Raw genomic sequence first — 20,124 nt, 5'->3', positions numbered from 1 at the left:
GGCCCGCGCGTCGCCGCGACACGTCGCGAACGGGTATATACGCAGTAAGTCGTCCGTCATGGGAAAGGAGCAGACCATGTTGTTCAAGAACGTTCTGGTTCCCTACGACGAGTCCGAGCACGCGAAGAGTGCCCTGCACACCGCTCTCGGCATGGTGGGGGACAACCCCGAAGCCACGGTGCATGTGGTCATGATCGTCTCGACGGGGGCGGTTCCGGTACCCACGCTCGCCGGAGGGGCGTTCGACGACCCCTTCAACGCCGGTAGCAGTGAAGGCTACGACGCCATGATCAGCTCGATCGTTCAGCGCTCGCGCAACGAGATGGAGCGCGTGGCGGAGGCCGCCCGCGACGGCGCGTGCTGCAAGGTCGAGGTGTCGGCGGTGCTCTCCGGCTCCGCGGTGGACGGCATCGCCGAGTACGTGACGACCCACGGGATCGACCTGGTCGTCATGGGTCGCCGCGGCCTGGGTGCCCTGCGCGGCATGCTCGGCAGCGTGAGCTTCGGCGTGCTCCGCTCCGTCGACGTCCCGGTCCTCACCGTCAAATAGCGAACGTCCCGATCCGCTGAGGCGCGGTGCCGTCCCGTGTATGCGAATCGCTCCGCTGGGCATAATAGGGCAGTATCTGATGATCACAGCGTAAGGAGTACGTTATGGCTACCTTCTATACCGACGGCGATGGCGGTTTTCTCGCGAGCTTGAACGGCGTTGCGGCCCCCGAGGGCTTCACCGCCCTCGAGCCCAACACCGTCGACGCCGCGACCGAGAAGCACGTTCCCGCCGTCGACTTGCAGCGTGACGGGCACATCATCCACGTCCAGGTGGGCGAGGTCGAGCATCCCATGGAGGAGGCGCACCACATCGAATGGGTGGCGCTCGAGGCCGATGACCGTCTGGAGATCCATCACCTCAAGCCCGGTCAGACCCCGGTGACGTTTTTCGCCGGCGGCGTGAAGTCCGGTACCGTGTACGCGTATTGCAACCTGCACGGGCTGTGGAGCGCGAAGTTCTAGGGACGGTAGCCGTCCGTCATGCTCTCGGGCCGTCCGCGGCGACGCGGACGGCCCTTTCGTGTGCCGCGCGAACGAGCGCGCGCCGCATCGTCCGTGCCGCTATCATGTGACGGGACGGACCTACCGAGGGGAAACGCGATGAAACTTGCTCTGGCACAGATCGATATGCGCTTAGGCGACATCGAGGGCATCTGCTCGCGCATCGCCGACCAGGCGGCGCTCGCGGCCGACGCCGGTGCCCAGCTGCTCTGTGTCCCGGCTCCGCTGTTCACCGGCGTGCAGCCGACGACGCTCATCGAGTACGCCGATTTCGAGCATGACCTGATCCGGTCGCTGCGCGAGCTCGCCGCCAAGGTGGAGGAGCGGGGGGTGGCGTGTCTGGTGCCCGCCGTCGTCTCGGTGGAGCAGGTTCCGCTCGCCGAGGCGTTCCTGCTGCGTGAGGGTCGCGTCATCCCGCTGCGGACGCTCATGGGCCTTCGCGACGATCGGGTCGAGGCGAGCATGTGGGAGCCGGTCGTGTTCGAGCTCGCGGGCACCCGTATCGCCGTCACGTTCGATTTCGCCCGCGATATCGCCCAGCTGCCTCGCGGGTGCGACCTCATGATCTACTTCCAGACGACGGGGTTCGACATCAGCAACGAGGAGACCTGCGCGGTCGCCTCGGTGGCGGACGGTCACTATGCGGACGACGTCGCCCACGCCGGCATCTGGCTTGCGAGCATGGTTCCGGTCGGCTCGTTCGACGAAACGGTCTACACCGGCGGGTCGTTCGTGATGGACGACGGCGGCCGTGTGATGGCCGCCGCCCCGTGCTTCGAGGAGGGCATGGTCGTCCAGGAGGTCCGACGCGGCGAGATGGGTGAGTCGCTCGACACGCAGCGGCTGCCCCGGTTCCAGCGCGAGGAATGGCTCTGGGAGGCGCTTCGCATCTTCGTGCGCGACACGGTCGCCGCCCGTGGGTTCACCCGCGTCGTCGTTCCACTCGAGGGTGATCTTCCCACCTCGTTGCTCGCGGCGCTTGCCGTCGACGCCTTGGGTCCGCGCAACGTCGTGGGCATGGGGTTCGGCCGCTCCGACGTGTTCACCCCGCAGCAGGAGACGCGCGAGCGCGAACGCGTCGAGCGTGTCCGCGCGCTTGCCGCGACCCTCAATATCCAGCTGGTCGAGCGTGAGCACGAGGACGTGTCGCGTTGGATGGACCGCGATGTCCCCGCGCGCGACGTGGGCAGGCTCCGTCTGGGCATCAACGCGTTGTATCTTGCCGACATCGCCCATGAGCTCGATGCGTGCGTGCTGTCATCCATCACCAAGACCGATGCGGCGCTCGCTCCCGCCTCGTTGCTCGCGGCGAGCACGCCGAGGACGGTGTGCGCACCGTTCGGCGACATCTATCTCACGGCGCTCGAATTCCTGGCGCGCTACCGCAATCGGATCTCGCCGGTGCTTTCCGTGTCGACGGTGTCGCTCTCGGCGGTCGAGGACCATATGGTGCGCATCGTCTCCGAGATCGTGTCGACGTTCGACGACGACCCGTCGCGCGCGGCGCGCGTGGCGGCGACCCTCGCCGCCTTGGAGCCGGCGCAGATCGACGATGCGCTCGAGGCGCATGTCGATCGGAACTGTTCGTTCGACGATCAGCCCCTGGCGCACCAGTCGCCCGATGCGCTCGCGTTGCTGCTGTTGGTCGTCCGCCAGGGAGAGGGCTACCGTCGCTCGCTGCCGCTCGCCCCGATCGTCTCGGCACGGGCCTTCGCCGAGCGCATCTGGCCGCCATCGCTCGCATGGTCCGACCTCGGCAGGCGGGGCGCCGCACCCGAGCGCGTCGTGGATGTCGCGCGCGAGGAGATGGGGCGTCTCGAGACGCGTGGCGCCGAGCGCGGCCTGCGCGTCCGCGGGGAGATCCTCGGTCTGCTCGGCGACCTGCTGGGGCTGACGCCCGAGCAGCGCGCGGAGCTGGCGAGCGAGGAGGGCCAGCAGCGCATGCGCGAGAACGCCGAGCGCTTCGAGAACCAACTTCGCGAGGCCCTCTTGCACCTCTCGGAGCACGATGACGTTCCGGACGGGGGGCGTCAGACCCCGGGCATGCCGCCGCACCACTATCCGTTCTTCTCGCAGAACTGAGGCGTCGGTCTCGAGTCGGACGGGGCTCGTTATGGCGATATGCGGATGTCCGCCGCGGGCTTGCGGGCGACCGGCTTCCTTGGTATAGTAGAACAAATGTTCGCACATGACGCAAGGAGGTGAACGGGTGGTCATCTTGGGTATCGACCCGGGGCTCGCGAATACCGGCTGGGGCATCATAGAGGAGCGGGCGGGCGAGGTCCGCTGTCGCGCCTACGGCTGCATCCAGACCTCCGCCGGAAGCGATCTGCCCGTTCGCCTGCGTCACATCGCAGACGATCTGACCGCCGTGGTCGAGCGCTATCGACCGCAGGAGGCCGCCATCGAGAGCATCTACTTCGGCGCGAATGCGCGCTCGGCCATCCCGACCGCGCATGCCCGCGGTGCGGCGCTCGTCGCCGTGTCGCTTGCCGGCGTCGAGGTGGGCGAGTACACCCCCATGCAGATCAAGCAGGCGGTGGTCGGCACCGGCGCCGCGGATAAGGGACAGGTCATCTTCATGGTTCGCAACCTGCTGCATCTCGATCACGACCCGCGCCCCGACCACGCCGCCGACGCGCTGGCGTGCGCGGTCTGCCATGCCCATCTGCGCAGGACGGGTGTGCTGAGCGGCGGAACCTATGTCCAAAAGAGGGGGAACGGCTACTCATGATCACCTTGCTCCACGGAACGCTGGTCGAGGCGACGCCGAGCGTGGCGGTGCTCGATGTCGGCGGCGTCGGGTTCGAACTCGGCATCTCGGGCGCGACGGCGGCCTCGCTGCCCGCGCTCGGCGAGGACTGCAGGCTGTTTTGCAGGCTGCAGGTGCGCGAGGACGCCATGACGCTGTTCGGGTTTGCGACCAGGGACGAGCGGACCATGTTCGACCGCCTCGTCGCCGTCTCGGGCGTGGGTCCGCGTCTGGCGCTCGCGGTGCTCACGACCTTCTCGGTTCCGCAGCTCTATACCGTGGTGATGGCGGAGGACGCCAAGGGGATGGCGAAGGTGCCCGGCGTGGGAAAAAAGACCGCCCAGCGTCTCATCCTCGAGCTCAAAAGCGTGTTCGCCAAAGACCACGGGCTGCTCTCGGCCGATATCCCCGCTGCGGGCCAGCTGCCGCTCGCCGGCGCGCCCGAGCCCTCCTCGCTCGATGACGCCCGCGCCGCGTTGCTTTCGATGGGCTTCAGTCCCCAGGAGGCCGAGCTCGCGCTCGACGGCTATGATGGTGTCGGCATGCGCGTCGAGGAGCTGCTGGGCGCCGCGCTGAAACGTCTCGGAATGGATGCATGATGTGGGAAGCAGATGAATCGGTCGACCTGTGGGCGGACGCCGCGTCGTCGCGTCGGACACCGGCGACGTCGGGTCGCGAGACCGGCCGCTTCGTCACCGGCGACCTGACGTCGGAGGATCTGGACGTCGAGCGCACCTTGCGCCCCCAGCGTCTGGACGACTACTGTGGTCAGGACCATATCCGGCAGAGCCTGCGCATCCTCATCGAGGCGGCGCAGAGCCGCGGGGAGTGTCTGGACCACGTGATCTTCTCGGGACCTCCCGGTCTGGGCAAGACGACGCTCGCCACGGTCGTCGCCAACGAGATGGGTGCGCAGATCAAGACGACCTCCGGTCCGGCGATCGCGCGCACGGGCGACCTCGCGGCGATCCTTACCAACCTTCAACCGGGCGATGTCCTGTTCATCGACGAGATCCATCGTCTGAACCGCTCGGTCGAGGAGATCCTCTATCCGGCGATGGAGGATTTCGCCCTCGATATCGTGATCGGCAAGGGACCGGCGGCGCGTTCGATCCGTCTCGATATCCCGCGCTTCACGCTCGTGGGCGCGACGACGCGCTCCGGCATGCTGACGGGTCCTCTGCGCGACCGCTTCGGCATCTCGTTCCGCCTCGACTACTATTCCATCGAGGACCTCGCCGAGATCGTGATCCGCTCGGCGACGATTCTGGGCGTGCAGATCGACCGCGACTCCGCGCGTGAGATCGCCTCCCGCTCGCGCGGTACGCCGCGCCTGGCCAACCGCCTGCTCAAGCGCGTGCGCGACTATGCGCAGGTGCGTGGCAGCGGGCCGATCGACGAGCCGATCACGCGCGAGGCGCTCGAGTTCTTCGAGATCGACGAGCTCGGCCTCGACTGGATGGACATCCGTATCCTCGAAACGCTCGTCAAGACGTTTCGCGGTCGTCCCGTCGGCCTCACCACGCTCGCGAGCGCGGTCGGCGAGGATCCGAACACCCTCGAGGATGTGTACGAACCGTATCTGTTGCAGCGCGGCCTGATCGTGCGCACGCCGCAGGGTCGCATCGCCACCTCCGTGGCGTTCGAGCATCTGGGTGTCGAGCCTCCCGCTGAGGGGTGACGACGGCTCCCCATGGCGTTTTCGACCGGTTGCGGGCGAGGTTGCCCGCAACCGGTCGTGTTCGTTGTATGCTGTAGGTTGGTTTTGCAACGTGCTTCAGGGAGGTACACCATGTTGTCGGACATCGAGATCGCCCATTCCGTCGAGCCCTTGCCGATTCTCGAGGTCGCTCGCGAGGCGGGTGTGGACGAGAAGCATCTGATCCCGTACGGATTCGATAAGGCGAAGGTCGACTACTCGCTGCTCAACGAGAAGACCGACCATACGGCAAAGCTCGTGCTGGTGACCGCCATCAACCCGACGCCTGCCGGCGAGGGCAAGACCACGACCACCATCGGTCTCGCCGACGGCCTGCGCCGTCGCGGCGTCAAGAGCGCGGTCGCGCTGCGTGAACCCTCCCTCGGTCCCGTGTTCGGCGTCAAGGGCGGTGCCGCGGGTGGCGGTTGGGCCCAGGTCATCCCGATGGAGGACATCAACCTTCATTTCACCGGAGACTTCCATGCCATCGGAGCGGCCAACAACCTGCTTGCCGCGATGCTCGACAACCATATCCAGCAGGGTAACGCCTTGGGGATCGACCCCAAGCGCATCACGTGGAAGCGCGCGGTCGATATGAACGATCGCCAGCTGCGCCACATCGTCGATGGTCTGGGCGGCCGCGCGCAGGGCGTGCCCCGCGAGGACGGCTTCGACATCACCGTCGCGTCCGAGATCATGGCGATCCTGTGCCTGTCCACTTCCATCTCCGACCTCAAGACCCGCTTGGGCGAGATCGTCGTCGGCTACACCTACGACGGCCGTCCCGTCCGCGCTTCCGAACTCAAGGCCCAGGGCGCCATGGCGGCACTGCTCAAGGATGCGTTGAAGCCCAATTTGGTGCAGACGCTCGAGCACACGCCCGCCTTCGTGCACGGCGGTCCGTTCGCTAACATCGCCCATGGCTGCAACTCCATCATGGCCACGCGCATGGCCATGCGCTTCGGCGATATCGCGATCACCGAGGCCGGGTTCGGCGCCGACCTGGGTGCCGAGAAGTTCCTCGACATCAAGTGCCGCATGACCGGGCTTAAGCCCGATGCCGTCGTCATCGTCGCCACCGCGCGTGCCCTCAAGTACAACGGCGGCGTGGCGAAGGCCGACCTCAACGACGAGAACCTCGATGCCCTGCGCGCCGGTCTGCCCAACCTGCTCCGTCATGTCGACAACATCCAGAGCGTGTACGGCCTGCCCTGCGTGGTCGCCATCAACCGCTTCCCGTCCGATACCGAGGCCGAGCTCGCCCTCATCGAGGACGAGTGCAAGAAGCTCGGCGTCAACGTCAAGCTCTCCGAGGTGTGGGCGAAGGGCGGCGAGGGTGCGCTCGAGCTCGCCGAAGAGGTCATGCGCCTCGTGAACGAGCCCAACGACTTCCGTTTCTCCTACGAGGACGGAACCGATATCGCCGAGGCCATCGAAGCCGTGGCGACGAAGGTCTACCGTGCCGACGGCGTCGACTTCACCCCGGCTGCCAAAAAGCAGCTCGCGCAGCTCCGCGCGGACGGCTTCGGCAACCTGCCGGTCTGCATCGCCAAGACCCAGTACTCCTTCACCGACCAGGACAAGGTCCTCGGTGCGCCGACGGGCTTCCGCATCACGGTGCGCGAGCTCAAGGTGTCCGCTGGCGCGCACTTCGTGGTGGCGCTCACCGGTCAGGTCCTCACGATGCCCGGCCTGCCTAAGGTCCCGGCGGCCGAGAACATCGACGTCGACGATAACGGCGTGATCTCCGGCCTGTTCTAAACCGCTGCTTCAACGGTTTGATTCGATCGCGGCCCGAACGGATCCTTCCGTCCGGGCCGCTTTTGCTGTGCAGGATTCGGGTTTGAGGGGTTTCGCTCGATCGTCGTCCGTTCTTAGCACGGTCATGGGCACGGGTTTCCGTATGGTTGCAGTGCGTGGCCGTGGCATGCGTTTGCGCTGTGGAGGTTTTCCCTTGCCGACTCGCTGGGCCATCTTGCTGAATTTGCACTTTTCGGGGGTTTTGCTCTCCAGATTTTTGCCCAAATGAGAACAGTAGCGAAAAATAGTGCAAAAACAAAATACCGTGTACATCCATAGGGGGCTCTCGAATCCAAACCCCTGAAAACTGCATTTTTAACAAGATGGCATAGAGGATCCGCCGACCGCGAGGTGTCGGACCGACGATTGGAAGGGAGATCTCGGAGCGCGACATCGGCAACGTGACGTCACATCCTATCGTGCTGGAAAGATGACACTTCGGTGTTTTGCTGGGGATACGATGGGGGAGACGAAATCCCTGGAGTTTGCGGTTTGCGGGCACGTTCGGTTTCGTGCTTTGTATCCATTTGTCCTCGGGGCGGCGGCGCGGTGCGTTTCGTAGTAGGCTAAGGGTTCACTTCGAATACCGGCGAAAGGACATGTGCATGGCGACGATAATCGATGGTAAGACGCTTGCGGCCAAGGTGCGCGAGCGCGCGGCGGTCGAGGTCGCCCAGCTCGCCGGGCGTGGTATTGCCTGCGGCCTTGCCGTGGTGCTGGTGGGCGACGATCAGGCTTCGGCCACCTACGTGCGCTCCAAGCTACGCGATTGCGAGCAGTGCGGCATCCGTTCGTACGATTACAAGCTGCCTGCCGAGACGACGCAGGAAGAACTCATGGCGCTGGTCGAGCGCCTGAACGCCGATTCCGAGGTCGCGGGCATCCTCGTCCAGATGCCGCTGCCCGCGCATCTGGGCACCGAGGCGGTCGTCGCCGCGATCGATCCCGATAAGGATGTCGACGGGTTCCATCCCATGAACATGGGGCGTCTCGTGCGCGACCTGCCCGGGCTTCGTCCCTGCACGCCGGCGGGCATTATGGAGATGCTCGACGAGTACGGGATCGATCCGGCGGGCAAGAACGCCGTCATCGTCGGGCGTTCCTCGATCGTGGGCAAGCCGATGTCGCTCATGCTGCTCGCACGGCATGCGACGATCTCGGTGGCGCATTCCCGCACCGATCCGCATGAGCTCGCCCGCATCTGCCAGAGTGCGGACATCTTGGTCGCTGCCTGCGGCGTGCCCAAGATGGTCAAGGGGACGTGGATCAAGCCGGGCGCCACGGTCATCGACGTGGGCATGGATCGCGACGATGCCGGCAAGCTTTGCGGTGACGTCGACTTCGCCTCGGCCGAGCCCGTCGCCGGAGCCATCACGCCGGTGCCCGGTGGCGTGGGCCCCATGACGCGCGCCATGTTGATGAGCAACGTGGTCTTGGCCGCGAAGCTGCAAAACGGGTTGTAGCGCGCTTGGCAGGGTGCCCGGTATCCGCATCCCTTTCGCTCAGTCCTCGTTTCGCTGCGGGAGATCGCTTAGGGGGTACGGATATCGGGCATCCCGCATGTTTCGGCCCTCCTCCCTTATCATCCCTCGCTGGTCCTCGCTTTGCTGCGGGATCGTTCAGGACGATAAGGAAGGAGGGCCCCGTCATGTTCAGATGGCTTCTCCCGTTTTGCGGATTCGCGAGGCGGTGACCTCAGGGGCGCTGTATCTGAAAAACGTTGCCGATGCGGTGTCGGCGCCTGCTATGGGGTTTGTGCCAGGTATTCTTCCAGGGTGAGGTTGTTCCGGTAGATGATGGCAGCGGCTTTCGTGCCCACGTAGCGGTAGTGCCATGGTTCGTGCGAGATGTGCGTGATGTCGCTTTTGTCCGGTGGGTAGCGTTGGATGAAGCCGTAGGCAGGGGCGTTATCCCGCAGCCAATCGTAGAGCCCATCGTCACCGTACGCGTCGTTGATGTCCACGGCGAGCCCGAGTTCGTGTTCGCTCGTTCCCGGCTCCGCCACCCACGAAAGGGCCTCCCCGCGCGCGGCGGATGAGGGATACCCTTCCGCTTCGTATTCCTCGATACGCTGGTCCAAGATCTCCTCCTGCTGTTCGCGCGTCCGGAAACCGGATCGGATGAAGGGATGGAAGCCCGCCGTCTCGGCGTCTTCGAGCAGGGCGCTCAGGCTGTCGGCTATCCGTGCATCGACGCGCTCACCGCCGGGCATCTCCACGGTGTCGACTGAGAAGCCGAAGGGGAGCGCGTGATCCTTGTTCACCAAGACGAGGTTCCATTCGGTGGCGGCAAGGTCGACGGTTTCGGGTGTCGTGATCGCGCGGTGAAGGAGCCAGAGCGTGGCAAGACAGAGGATCGCTGCCGCCACGACGAGCAGCCGTGCGATTGCGGGAACGGTGCGTCCGCCCCGCTGAGTCGAGGCGTGCTGGCTGCGTCGGGCTGTATGCGGTGATGCGTTCATGCTGGGAGCTCCCGTTTGGCGGCTGGGCCCCTGCGCCTTGAGGGGTGAAGCCGATCGGCTTCATACGAATCACCGTATGGGCATCGCGCCTTATGCGTCCCATGTCGATTCCTTACCGTTTCGTGCGGAACCTTATCGAATCCTTATCTCTTGAGCGACGTATGGGGCCCGCATCGGTGGAACGTTACAATGGGGGCATGGGAACCGAAGGACGCATGAACATATTGGTCGTGGACGACGATCCCGTCATCGCGCGGCTTGTCGCCGATACGCTTCGCGCCGATGACGTGGAGATCGTCGAGGCGTATGCGGGCGACGAGGCGTGGTCGCTGTTTCGGGAGCGGTCATTCGATCTTTTGGTGCTGGATATCATGATGCCCGGTATGGACGGGTTCGAGCTGTGCTCGCGCGTCCGAGCCGTCTCGCGCGTCCCCATCATCTTCCTATCCGCGAAAGACGAGGAAGCCGATAAGGTTGCCGGCCTTATGACGGGAGCCGACGACTACGTGGTCAAGCCGTTCATGCCGCGCGAGCTCGCGGCGCGCGTACGGTCGTGTCTGCGTCGCGCCTCGTATGCGCGGGAGGGCGGCGTGCCGTCGCAGCTGCTTGCGTGCCGCGGCATCGAGGTCGATGTATCCGCGCATGTCGCGCGCTTGCACGACGTGCGGCTTTCACTCACGCCCAAGGAGTTCGATATGCTGGCGTTGCTGCTGCGGGCGCAGGGCCGTCCGGTGGCGACGCGCAAGCTATACGAGGCGGTATGGGGCGAGAAGTACCTGGCGCCGAGTTCCAACTCCGTGATGGTCCACATCCGCCACCTGCGCACCAAGCTCGCCGCTATCGATTCGGATCAGGTGTTCATCGAGACGGTGTGGGGTGTGGGATACAAGATCGCGCCGTAAGGGCGTGGAAGGACGGTGCGCGTCCATGGAACGCATGAAGACCATGCAGGGAATTCGGACACGTCGTGTGCTCATGCGTCGTATGTTCGTCCGAATCGCCTGCTACACCATACTGTTCATATTGCTCGTTGCAGCGGCGCGCCTGCTTGTGGGCGATGCCCTGTCGGCTTTTATCGCGGATGTCACGGCGCCATGGGTCGATGTTCCGGAAGCGACCGCCGACTACATGAGGTTATTCGGCAATCAGTTTCAAGAAGGCATGCGGGTAAACGGCGTCGCGACGTTTCGGGATTTGACCGATTACCATTTCGTGGTCGGCATCATCAAAGGACCGGTGATTTGGTCCGCCTACATCATCGGGCTCGTGATCGTCTTGTCCGTCTCGTGTGTCGACGCGGCGGCGATCGTGGATCAGCTGACACACGCGATCGAGCGGATGGCCGAAGGTGACGACGCGTCGAAGCTATCCGACGAGCTGTCTTCCGTGCAGCGCGAACTCGAACTGCTCGGTGAGCGGGAAAAGCTTCAGGTGCGGGCGGCCCAGGCAGCTGAATCGCGGAAAAACGAGCTGGTGGCGTATCTCGCCCACGATATCAAGACGCCTCTCACCTCGATCGTGGGATATCTCGCGCTTCTTGCCGAGAATCCCGACCTGCCCTTGGAGGCGCGTGGCCGCTACGCGCATAATGCCCTCGACAAGGCGCGATCGCTCGACGGGATGATGGACGAGTTCTTCGAGATCACGCGCTACAACCTGAGTGCCATCCCCATCGAGCGTGAGCTCATCGATACCCGTCTGTTCGTCGAGCAAGTCGCCGATGAGCTGTTCGTGCAGGCTCGGGACCGAAACGTCGAGCTCGTCGTCGATGCTCCCGAGGGTATCGAGGCGTTCATCGACCCCAAGAAGATGGCGCGCGCCCTTTCGAATATCATCCGCAACGGCATCGCGTTCGCACGCGAGGGGAGCGAGGTGCTTTGCAAGGTGGTGCGCGATGGGGATGGGATCGTGTTCACGGTGACCGATACCGGCAAGGAGATCGCGCCGGCGCATCTCGAACGGATTTTCGAGCGGTTCTATCGCGAGGAATCGGCGCGAGGTGTCGGCGGCGCAGGGCTCGGCCTGGCGATCGCGCGCGAGATCGTCGAGGCGCATGGGGGAACGGTCCGCGCGCAAAGCGCGGGCGGCGTGACGACGCTCACGATCCGCGTTCCGGCGGAGGGCTAGTTCGCGATTCGGCCGCCGGAGGGCTTTCTCGGTCCCCGCGGCATCCGGGGCGTTCCGACGAACGCAAACGGGTACACTGAGGGGCGATAGGCCATATCGGTGCGCCGCCGTGGCGGCGCGCGTGACGCGAAGGAGGAGCCCATGCCCTGCACGACCATTCTGGTGGGAAGGAACGCGAGTTACGACGGGTCGACGATCGTCGCGCGCAACGAGGACTCCCCGGGCGGGCAGTTCGAACCCAAGCGGATGGCGGTGGTGCATCCCGAGGACCAGCCGCGCGTCTACACGAGCGTCGAATCGCATCTGACCATCGAGCTGCCCGACGATCCCATGCGCTACACGAGCGTGCCGGACGCATTGCCGGGGCACGGCATCTGGGCGGAGGCGGGCTTCAACGAGGCGAACGTCGGCATGTCGGCGACCGAGACCATCACGAGCAACGATCGCGTGCTGGGCGCGGACCCGCTCGTGGAGTACGTACCCGCGCAGGGCAAGGAGGGCGAGGAAGGCTACGTGCCCGCCGTTCCCGGCGGCTTGGGCGAGGAGGACCTCGTCACCGTCGTGCTGCCCTATATCCGCTCCGCCCGCGAGGGCGTGGAGCGCTTGGGCGCCCTGCTCGAGCGCTATGGCACCTACGAGATGAACGGCATCGCGTTTTCGGATGTCGACGAGATCTGGTGGCTCGAGACCGTCGGCGGCCACCATTGGATCGCCAAGCGCGTGCCCGACGACGCCTACGTGACCATGCCCAATCAGCTGGGTATCGATTACTTCGACCTTTCGGATGCCGAGGGCGAGCAGGTCGAGCACATGGCGAGCGCCGATCTGCGCACGTGGATGGAGGACAACCACCTCAACCTCACCATGATGCGGCCGGCCGCCCTCGACGACATGCTGGATGAGATCTACGCCGACATGCCGGATGAGCCCTTCGATGACGACGAGGACGATCAAGATCATGAGGACGGCTTCGGCGACCTGTTCGCCGATATCCGTGACGGCATCCTGTCGGGCGATATCTTCAACCCGCGCGAGGCGTTCGGTTCGCATTCGGATTCCGACCATGTGTACAACACGCCGCGCGCCTGGTACATGCAGCGCTGCCTGAACCCGCACGACGAGTGGGACGGTCCGCATGCCGCCTACGGCCCCGAGGCCGACGATATCCCGTGGAGCCGCGTGCCCGAGCGCAAGGTGACCATCGAGGACGTGAAGTACGTGCTGTCCTCCCACTACCAGGGCACGCCGTTCGACCCCTACGGACGCCGCGGCAACGATGCCTCGCGCCGGGCGTACCGTCCCATCGGCATCAACCGCAACGGGCAGCTCGCCGTGCTGCAGGTCCGTCCCTATGTCGCGCCGGAGCACGCCTGCGTGCAGTGGATGGCGTTCGGCTGCAACGCGTTCAACGCGCTCGTGCCGCTTTACGGCAACGTGGAGACGATGCCGGAGTATCTCGAGAACACGACCGCGCGCGTGACGAGCGAGAGCTTCTACTGGGAGAACCGCATCATCGCCGCGCTCGCCGACGCGCGGTTCCACGACAATGCGGCGCATATCGACCGCTATCGTCAAAAGATCGGCGGCCTTGCCCACAAGCTGCTGCGCGAGACCGACGCGGCGGTGGCCGATCTGCCCGCGGCGGAGGTTCCCGCGGCGCTCGAGGCGGCCAACCAGCGTATGGCCGACGACCTGCGGCGCGAGACCGATGCGCTGCTCGGCCGCGTGCTGCACACCACGAGCCTGGCGATGAAGAACGCCTTCTCCATGTCGGATAACTAATCGCCTTGTATTCCGATGCGCGGGCGCGGATGAACGGAAAACCCGTTCATCCGCGCCCGTCACCGTATCGTTGCGGTGCCGAGCGATTGGGAACCGTGACGCTGCGGCGTGCTAGGATGTGGGTACAAGGGTAGAAATGTCGTCTGACCCACGCAAAGGAGACCGCGATGGCTACCTCGTTCGAGAAGATCGTCAACAACATGGTGAACATCGGCTTCGGCGCCGCGGCGCTGACCGCCGAGAAGGGCAAGGAGGTGCTCGACAGCCTCTCCGCCAAGGGCGAGGAGGTCCGTGCCGATGCCGAGACGCCGGATTTCGCCCGCTCGATGTCCGATGTGTTCGAGCGCGCCGGCGGCATGTTCAGCGATGTGACCGATCGCTTGAGCAATCAGGGCGAATCGGTCGCCGAGCGCATTCTGGACGAGCTGATCTTGGCGCGCGTACGACCCATGAGCAAAGCCGAGCGCGCGGAGTTCGTGAGCCACGTGACCGAACTCGTGGACAAAGTCGATGACGCGACGGTCAGCGTCAAGGTCGAGGCCGTCGAGGTCGAGACCGACGCCGCCGAGTCCGCCGCCGAGGATGAGCAGGCGACCGAGTAGCACGCATCATGGCAGCCGACACCCCGAACAGCACGCGACGCGATCGACTCGATCCCGATGACACGCTCGTCTTCGATAACGAGGAGGAGCTCATCGCGCACGGCCTTCATCGCCGTCCGCGCGCCAAGGACGTCGTCCCCGACGAGCCCGAGGTCATGGCTCCCACGGAGGAGTACCAGCTGACCGCCAAGGGCCGTCGCAAGCGCATCGCGGAGATCTTCGCCATCGTGCGCAAGTACGAGGCGTGGCACGACCTGACGCCCGTGCGTCTGCGTCGCATGCTCGAGGAGCTCGGCCCCATGTTCGTCAAGATGGGGCAGATCCTGGCCAACCGGTCCGAGATCTTGCCCCAGCGTTTCTGCGACGAGCTGCGTCGCCTGCGCACCGATGTGGAGCCCGTGCCGTTTTGGGTGATCCGTGATTGCCTGGAGGCCGAATACGGCCGCAAGACGGCCGAGGTGTTCGAATGGATCGATCGCAAGCCGCTCGGCAGCGCATCGCTCGCACAGGTCCATCGGGCGCGCCTGCTCACGGGCGAGGAGGTCGCCATCAAGGTCCAGCGTCCCGGCGCGCAGCAGGTGATGGCGCAGGATATCGACATCATGCGCTCCATCGTGCGGACCGCATCGCATTTCGTCAAGACCGATCAGTTCGTGGACCTGCACGGGGTCGTCGAGGAGCTGTGGCAGTCCTTCCGCGAGGAGACGAACTTCGTCATGGAGGCTCGCAACCTGAGCGACTTCCATGCGTTCCATAAGGACACGCGCGGGATCTCGTGCCCGCGCTCCTATCTGGAGCTGTGCACCGAGCATGTCGTCGTCATGGACTACATCGACGGTATCTCCATCGCCGACCCCGAGGCGCTCGTCGCGGCGGGCTACGATCTTGAGAAGCTCGGCGCGCGCATCGTGGAGGACTACTCCACGCAGGTGCTCGACGACGGCTTTTTCCATGCCGATCCGCATGCGGGCAACATCATCTGCAAGGAGAACGTGATCTACTTCATCGATCTTGGTATGGTGGGGCGCATGTCCAGCCACGACCGTGCGATCGTGAAGGACATCATCTTCTCCGTGGCCGAAAACGACGTGCCCAAGCTCAAGGATTCCCTGATGCGCTTCGCGGTGACGCGCGGCGATTCGTCCGAGCTCGACCACTCGACGTTCTTGTCCGACCTGGACTTCATCGTCGCGGATTTCGCCGGCCTGGACCTTAAGGACCTCGATATCGGTGAGTTCTTGACGTCGCTCGTGAGCCTGGCGCGCAAAAACGACGTTGAGCTGCCGAGCGTGGTGACGATGTTCGCCCGCGGCATGGTGACGCTCGAGGGCCTGCTTTCCGAATACATGCCCGACGTGAACATGGTCGAGATCATCTCGGCCCATATCAAAAACGAGAAGAGCAGCTTCACGCGCGCGGCGGAGACGGCCGAGGAGCTGGCGCACGCATCGGTGCGTGCGACCCGCGGGCTGCTCGAGGCCGCCGATCAACTCGGGCTCGCCTCGCGCATGCTCACGCGCGGACAGCTCAAGATCAACACGCAGGTGCTCGGCAGCGAACGCGTGCTGCGGCGCGTGGGCGGCATCGTGGACCGCATGTCCATGGCCATCGTGATCGCGGGCCTGTTCATCGGCTCGTCGGTGGTCTATTACGCCAAGATCGAGCCGGTCATCTTCGGTATCCCGGTCATCGGGTTTTTGGGGTATCTGTCAGCGCTCGTGCTTGCGCTGGCCCTCGGTCGCGAGATCTGGCGCAACTCGCACGGCAAACACGAATAGGGGAGATGGGCGGCCGCTTGGCGCCTACACGAGCTTCTCGTAGGCGATGCGGGTGAGATCCGTCTCGGTGCCGCCTTTCTGCGTGAGGTCGAAGGCTTTGAGCTCGGTGAACCCCTGTTTGGTAAGAAACGAGCGCATGGCGCGGTTGCCCGGATGGGTATCGATGCGGATGCTCAAGGCGCCGCGGTCGTGGGCGATCTGCTCGGCTGCGGTGAACATGGCGCCCATGACGCCGCGCCCGAGCGCCTCGGCGGCGGTGGCGCTGCGGTGGATGGCAAGATACGGGGTCTCGCCGTCCTGCTCGCACGGGTTGTCCGTCAGCCAGGCGATGCGTGCGCGGCAGTATTCCGGATCGATGCCGGAAAGCAGCGCCAGCGTTCCCACGAGCGCACCATCGGCGTCCTCTGCCACATAGCACGAGCCGGTGGCGATATCGGCCTTCACGCTCTCGATGTTCGGGTAGCCATGCTGCCACTGCTCGATGCCGAATTGGGCGATTGTGCGCTTACCGTCCTCGAGAATCTCCGCCACGCGCTCGGCCTCCTCCGCGCGCGCTGGGCGTACCTGCAGCATGCTCGCCATACCTGATCCTTCCACCCGCCGGACGAAACCGACATCTTGTTGCCAACAAAACTTCTCGATTATGCCCCAAGCGCCCGCACGGGACCAGAGCGCGCCTGTCCCTGCAAAACCTCGACACGCGCGACGTGGGGGCCTGCGGCATGACGCGCTCGTGCGGGCGCTCGCCGGCCCCGTCCGTCCGTTTCGTTTCATGCCATAATCGACAGGTGGCCCTTGGTTGGGAGGGACTGTTCGGTCTTATGGCCCAGACGCGGCGAGACCGTTTTCGTTTCATATCGCATGCGAAAGGTTGGTGCGTCCGATGAATCCCGCGCGTATCGAGAAGTTCGCCGGTGTCGCCGAGTTGCTGCGCTGCCCGCTGTGCGGCGCGCGGATGCACGTGCGCGACGCGAGCCTTCGGTGCGAGGAGGGCCATGGCTTCGATATCGCCGCCAAGGGCTATGTCAACCTCATGCGCCGTGCCGTGCGCGACGAGTACGATGCGGGCTTCTTCGATGCCCGGTCGAAGATCCTTGCGGCGGGATTCTACGGCCACGTTCTCGAGGCGCTCGAGGACGTGCTCGCCTCAAGGAACCTTGCCGGCCCCATGCTCGATGCGGGTTGCGGTGAGGGGTACTATGCTAAGGCCCTGGCTGAAGGCGTCGACGTGTCCATCATCGGACTCGACACCTCCCGCGATGCGATTCTTCGCGCCGCGCGTGGGGGCAATCGCGTGTGCTGGTTCGTCTCGGACGTGGCGAACCTTCCTGTGCGCGACGGCGCGCTCGGGTGCATCCTCAACATCTTCACGCCGGCAAACTACGCCGAGTTCACGCGTGCGCTTTCCGCGGATGGGATGCTCGTCAAGATCGTGCCGGGCCCCAGGCACATGATCGAGCTGCGTGAGCTCGCGGGCGAGCGCCTGCGCCATGCGCACCATTCGAACCGGCGGGTCGTCGAGCATTTCGAGCGCCATATGGTCCTCGAACGGCGCGTGCGCGCCTGCGCCACCTGCGATGTTGCGCCCGACCAGGTGGCCGATCTGCTGCGCATGACCCCGCTGCTCTTCGGGGTGGACGACACGCAGCTGCCGCACGACCGGATCCGCCGTGTCACCGTCGACGCAGAGCTGCTCGTCGCCCGTGCGGGGCATGCCGACGCATGACGGATACCTCTAAGCGGATCGCCCCGCAGCGGCTGCCATGATGGCATGTCGCGGCGGGGCGGTCTGTTGAGGCCGGATAGGGGAGCGCGCCGTTGCTGGCTGGGAGCGCGGCGGCAGGGGCGCTACTGCTGGCTCGGGTGCTTCTCGAAGAAGTCGAAGCGCGGCGGCAGCGGGACCACGCGGTGGCATCCGGGCTGCTCGCCCAAGCTCGCAACGAGCTCGTCGCAGGTGTCGAAGATGTGGTCCCACGAGAAGAACGTATCCGGGTCGATGGCAAAGTGCTCGCAGATGAGCTCGCAGCCTGCGGGCACGATGCCGTGCATGAGGACGGTCGCCACGCGCAGCTCGTGGAAGGTGTTGACGAGTGCCTGCGCCATCGCGGCGTCGTTCCCGGCGTTTTTGGCGGCCTTGCTTGCATCGCTCCAGCGCTTGTTGGCGGCGCGCAGGTAGGTGTCGCACACGCCGAGCGCGTGGTGGAACTCGAAGGTGTGCATGGCCCGCTCGAACGCGAGGATGGCCTGCTCAGAGGCGTCGATCACATCGGAATCGGGCGTGCCCGCAGGGATACAGCCGTTGCGGTAGGCGGCCTCATCGCCCTCCTTGGGCGCCACGCCGTAGAAGCAGGAGCGTGCCAAGCGGTTGAACACGCCGGTGAGCAGCGCACCCTCCTTCAGCACCGGATCGATGACGCGCTTGTCGTCGCGCGCGAGCAGCGGGGTGTCGTCGGGGTTCTTGCCGGTCTCGCGCGTGTCGTAGGCCTTCGGCGAGAAGCTCACCGGCTTTTCGCCCAGGCCGAGCGACAGGAAGTGCGCGCGCAGCTGCTCGGCGGTGTAGTGCTCGAGCAGCTCCGAGGCGGGAGGCGGCGGGGTCTGGGAGCTGGAGCTCGCCTTTTTGCCCATGTAGAGCACGTGGTAGTTGGCCACGAGCGTCGACTGCTCCATGTGGCAGCCGAGCGCTTCCCACAGCGCGGTCTGCGCGATGCCGTAGAAGTAGATGTTGTCCTGGCCGATGAACTGGTAGGCGTGCGCCTCGGGGCTGCACCACCAGTCGTGCCAGTCGGCGCTGGCGTAGCGATCCGTCATGCCGGCGGCCTCGGCCTCGGCGAGCACCGTACGCGTGAAGCTGATGGGCGCCCACAGGCTCTCGGGCCACACCCAGCAGGTGAGGCCATGGCAGCCGCACTCGTCGGGCACGGGCACGCCCCACTCGATATTGCCGGTGATACGGAACGGCACGAGCGCCTTGCCGGAGCGGAAACGCACCCCGCCGGCGGCGAGCACGGCATGCGCCGCGTCGCGCTCCTCCCAGCTGGGGAAGGTGACGGTGAAGGAGCTCTTGTTGCCTTCCGCCTCGGTCACGGTGTGGTCGGGCAGCTGGTCCTCGATGGCGTCGAAGGCCTCGCGGAACTTGTTCTGGATGTAGATCTGCGCGGGCAGCAGCCATTCCTCCATGGTCTTGGACACCACGGGACGCACCGTCTCGTCGGCGGTGAGCTTGGCGGTGTAGTCCTTCAAGAAGTCGAGGTAGGCCGGCAGGTCGAAGTAGATGTTGTCCACGGGGCGCAGCTCGGGCGTCTCGCCGGTGAGGGCGGACTTGGGGGCGATGAGCTCCTCGGGCTCGTACTGGTGCCCGAGGTCGCACTCGTCGGCGTAGGCCTTCTCGGACTTGCAGCCCTGGATGGGGCAGCGGCCGATGACCTGGCGGCCGTTGAGGAACTGGCCGGCCTGCGCATCGAAGAACTGCAGCGTGGAGCGCTTGTGGAGCACGCCCTGCTCGTTCAGGCGCTCGATGACCTCGGCGGTCATCCGGTTATGGATGGGGGCCGCGGGGGGCAGCGCGGAGCCGCCGAACAGGTCGAGCTGCATCTCGAAGGCGTCGATCGTGGCCTGCTGCAGGTCGTGGTTGGCCTGCACGTAATCGGTGAGTGTGCAGTCGGAGCCGCAGGACTCCTGCAGCTTGCGGTGGCCCTCCATGATGGGGGAGCCGTAGCAGTCGGTGCCCGACACGAAGATCACGTTTTGCCTACCCAGACGGTCGCGCAAAAAGCGCGCGAAGAAGTCCGCGGGGACGAACACGCCGCCCACGTGGCCGAAGTGCAGGTTCTTGTTGCCATAGGGCATGCCCGCGGTGACGACGGCGCGGCGGGGCCACGACGGACGGGAATCTTTGCTGAGCTTGGCTGCCATGGGGGCTCCTTGTCGCTCTCGGTCGGGTTTCGGTAGTGTGCGCGGTGCCGCGCATGCGATTCCCCATTATCGCATATGAGCGTGACCGTGCAGGTATGGGCCGCAAAGAGCATAATTCGGCGATGCCGCCGCCGCGTTGCCCGCGCGGCTCGCGTGCC

General features: G+C 65.4%; 17 protein-coding genes. 14 read left to right on the top strand and 3 right to left on the bottom strand.

Going from position 1 to position 20,124, the window contains the following annotated elements:
- Window positions 1-76 precede the first annotated feature (76 nt).
- The 8 genes from I6E04_RS02910 (at window position 77) to folD (ending at window position 8,767) form a co-directional block, all read left to right on the top strand.
- Entirely contained in the window at window positions 77-550 is a 474-nt protein-coding gene (locus tag I6E04_RS02910; RefSeq protein WP_235421673.1) for a universal stress protein, read from the top strand.
- A gap of 104 nt (window positions 551-654) precedes the next feature.
- Window positions 655-1,014, top strand: a complete 360-nt coding sequence (locus I6E04_RS02905) for a desulfoferrodoxin family protein (protein ID WP_235421672.1) — start codon at window positions 655-657, stop codon at window positions 1,012-1,014.
- Between the two features lie 138 nt (window positions 1,015-1,152).
- Window positions 1,153-3,135: a nitrilase-related carbon-nitrogen hydrolase gene (locus tag I6E04_RS02900; RefSeq protein ID WP_235421671.1), complete on the top strand. Its 1,983-nt coding sequence runs from the start codon at window positions 1,153-1,155 to the stop codon at window positions 3,133-3,135.
- Window positions 3,136-3,262: 127 nt separating this feature from the next.
- Entirely contained in the window at window positions 3,263-3,787 is a 525-nt protein-coding gene (gene ruvC, locus I6E04_RS02895; protein WP_235421670.1) for a crossover junction endodeoxyribonuclease RuvC, read from the top strand.
- Window positions 3,784-4,404 (top strand): Holliday junction branch migration protein RuvA, encoded by a 621-nt coding sequence (ruvA, locus tag I6E04_RS02890; RefSeq protein WP_235421669.1) that lies wholly within the window; start codon window positions 3,784-3,786, stop codon window positions 4,402-4,404. Before ruvC ends, ruvA begins: the two co-directional genes overlap by 4 nt.
- Window positions 4,404-5,486 carry a Holliday junction branch migration DNA helicase RuvB gene (gene ruvB, locus I6E04_RS02885; protein WP_235421668.1) on the top strand — a complete coding sequence of 361 codons (1,083 nt, stop codon included), beginning with the start codon at window positions 4,404-4,406 and terminating at the stop codon, window positions 5,484-5,486. The genes ruvA and ruvB overlap by 1 nt, the downstream gene beginning before the upstream one ends.
- 111 nt (window positions 5,487-5,597) lie before the next feature.
- A complete protein-coding gene (locus tag I6E04_RS02880) occupies window positions 5,598-7,265 on the top strand; it encodes a formate--tetrahydrofolate ligase (protein ID WP_235421667.1) in 1,668 nt (555 codons plus the stop codon).
- Window positions 7,266-7,909: 644 nt separating this feature from the next.
- Window positions 7,910-8,767, top strand: a complete 858-nt coding sequence (gene folD / locus I6E04_RS02875; protein WP_235421666.1) for a bifunctional methylenetetrahydrofolate dehydrogenase/methenyltetrahydrofolate cyclohydrolase FolD — start codon at window positions 7,910-7,912, stop codon at window positions 8,765-8,767.
- 281 nt (window positions 8,768-9,048) lie between these two features.
- On the opposite strand, the gene I6E04_RS02870 is transcribed toward folD, so the two are convergent.
- Window positions 9,049-9,765, bottom strand: coding sequence for a M15 family metallopeptidase (locus I6E04_RS02870; RefSeq protein WP_235421665.1), 717 nt, complete (start codon window positions 9,763-9,765; stop codon window positions 9,049-9,051).
- A 215-nt stretch (window positions 9,766-9,980) separates the two neighbouring features.
- Here I6E04_RS02870 and I6E04_RS02865 point away from each other — a divergent pair, with 215 nt between their 5' ends.
- From I6E04_RS02865 to I6E04_RS02845, 5 genes are all read left to right on the top strand, one after another.
- Window positions 9,981-10,667, top strand: coding sequence for a response regulator transcription factor (locus tag I6E04_RS02865; protein ID WP_235421664.1), 687 nt, complete (start codon window positions 9,981-9,983; stop codon window positions 10,665-10,667).
- A 25-nt stretch (window positions 10,668-10,692) separates the two neighbouring features.
- Window positions 10,693-11,892, top strand: coding sequence for a sensor histidine kinase (locus tag I6E04_RS02860; RefSeq protein WP_235421663.1), 1,200 nt, complete (start codon window positions 10,693-10,695; stop codon window positions 11,890-11,892).
- A 141-nt stretch (window positions 11,893-12,033) separates the two neighbouring features.
- Window positions 12,034-13,674 carry a C69 family dipeptidase gene (locus I6E04_RS02855; protein WP_235421662.1) on the top strand — a complete coding sequence of 547 codons (1,641 nt, stop codon included), beginning with the start codon at window positions 12,034-12,036 and terminating at the stop codon, window positions 13,672-13,674.
- A gap of 167 nt (window positions 13,675-13,841) precedes the next feature.
- Window positions 13,842-14,276, top strand: coding sequence for a hypothetical protein (locus I6E04_RS02850; RefSeq protein ID WP_235421661.1), 435 nt, complete (start codon window positions 13,842-13,844; stop codon window positions 14,274-14,276).
- Window positions 14,277-14,431: 155 nt separating this feature from the next.
- On the top strand, window positions 14,432-16,054 hold the full coding sequence (locus I6E04_RS02845) for an ABC1 kinase family protein (RefSeq protein ID WP_419179985.1): 1,623 nt from the start codon (window positions 14,432-14,434) through the stop codon (window positions 16,052-16,054).
- 24 nt (window positions 16,055-16,078) lie between these two features.
- Here I6E04_RS02845 and I6E04_RS02840 read toward each other — a convergent pair whose 3' ends face one another.
- Window positions 16,079-16,636 carry a GNAT family N-acetyltransferase gene (locus I6E04_RS02840; RefSeq protein WP_235421659.1) on the bottom strand — a complete coding sequence of 186 codons (558 nt, stop codon included), beginning with the start codon at window positions 16,634-16,636 and terminating at the stop codon, window positions 16,079-16,081.
- A gap of 301 nt (window positions 16,637-16,937) precedes the next feature.
- Between I6E04_RS02840 and I6E04_RS02835 the strand changes: the two genes are divergently transcribed.
- The gene (locus I6E04_RS02835) at window positions 16,938-17,780 is read left to right on the top strand and encodes a putative RNA methyltransferase (protein ID WP_235421658.1); all 843 of its coding nucleotides are present in this window, start codon (window positions 16,938-16,940) and stop codon (window positions 17,778-17,780) included.
- Between the two features lie 122 nt (window positions 17,781-17,902).
- Here I6E04_RS02835 and I6E04_RS02830 read toward each other — a convergent pair whose 3' ends face one another.
- On the bottom strand, window positions 17,903-19,966 hold the full coding sequence (locus I6E04_RS02830; protein ID WP_235421657.1) for a class I tRNA ligase family protein: 2,064 nt from the start codon (window positions 19,964-19,966) through the stop codon (window positions 17,903-17,905).
- Window positions 19,967-20,124: the final 158 nt, after the last annotated feature.

Source organism: Collinsella tanakaei (assembly GCF_021531055.1).
In the GTDB taxonomy this organism is placed as follows: domain Bacteria; phylum Actinomycetota; class Coriobacteriia; order Coriobacteriales; family Coriobacteriaceae; genus Collinsella; species Collinsella tanakaei_B.
The sequence above is the reverse complement of the archived record's forward strand: the minus strand, read 5'-3'. Positions and strand labels throughout refer to the sequence as shown.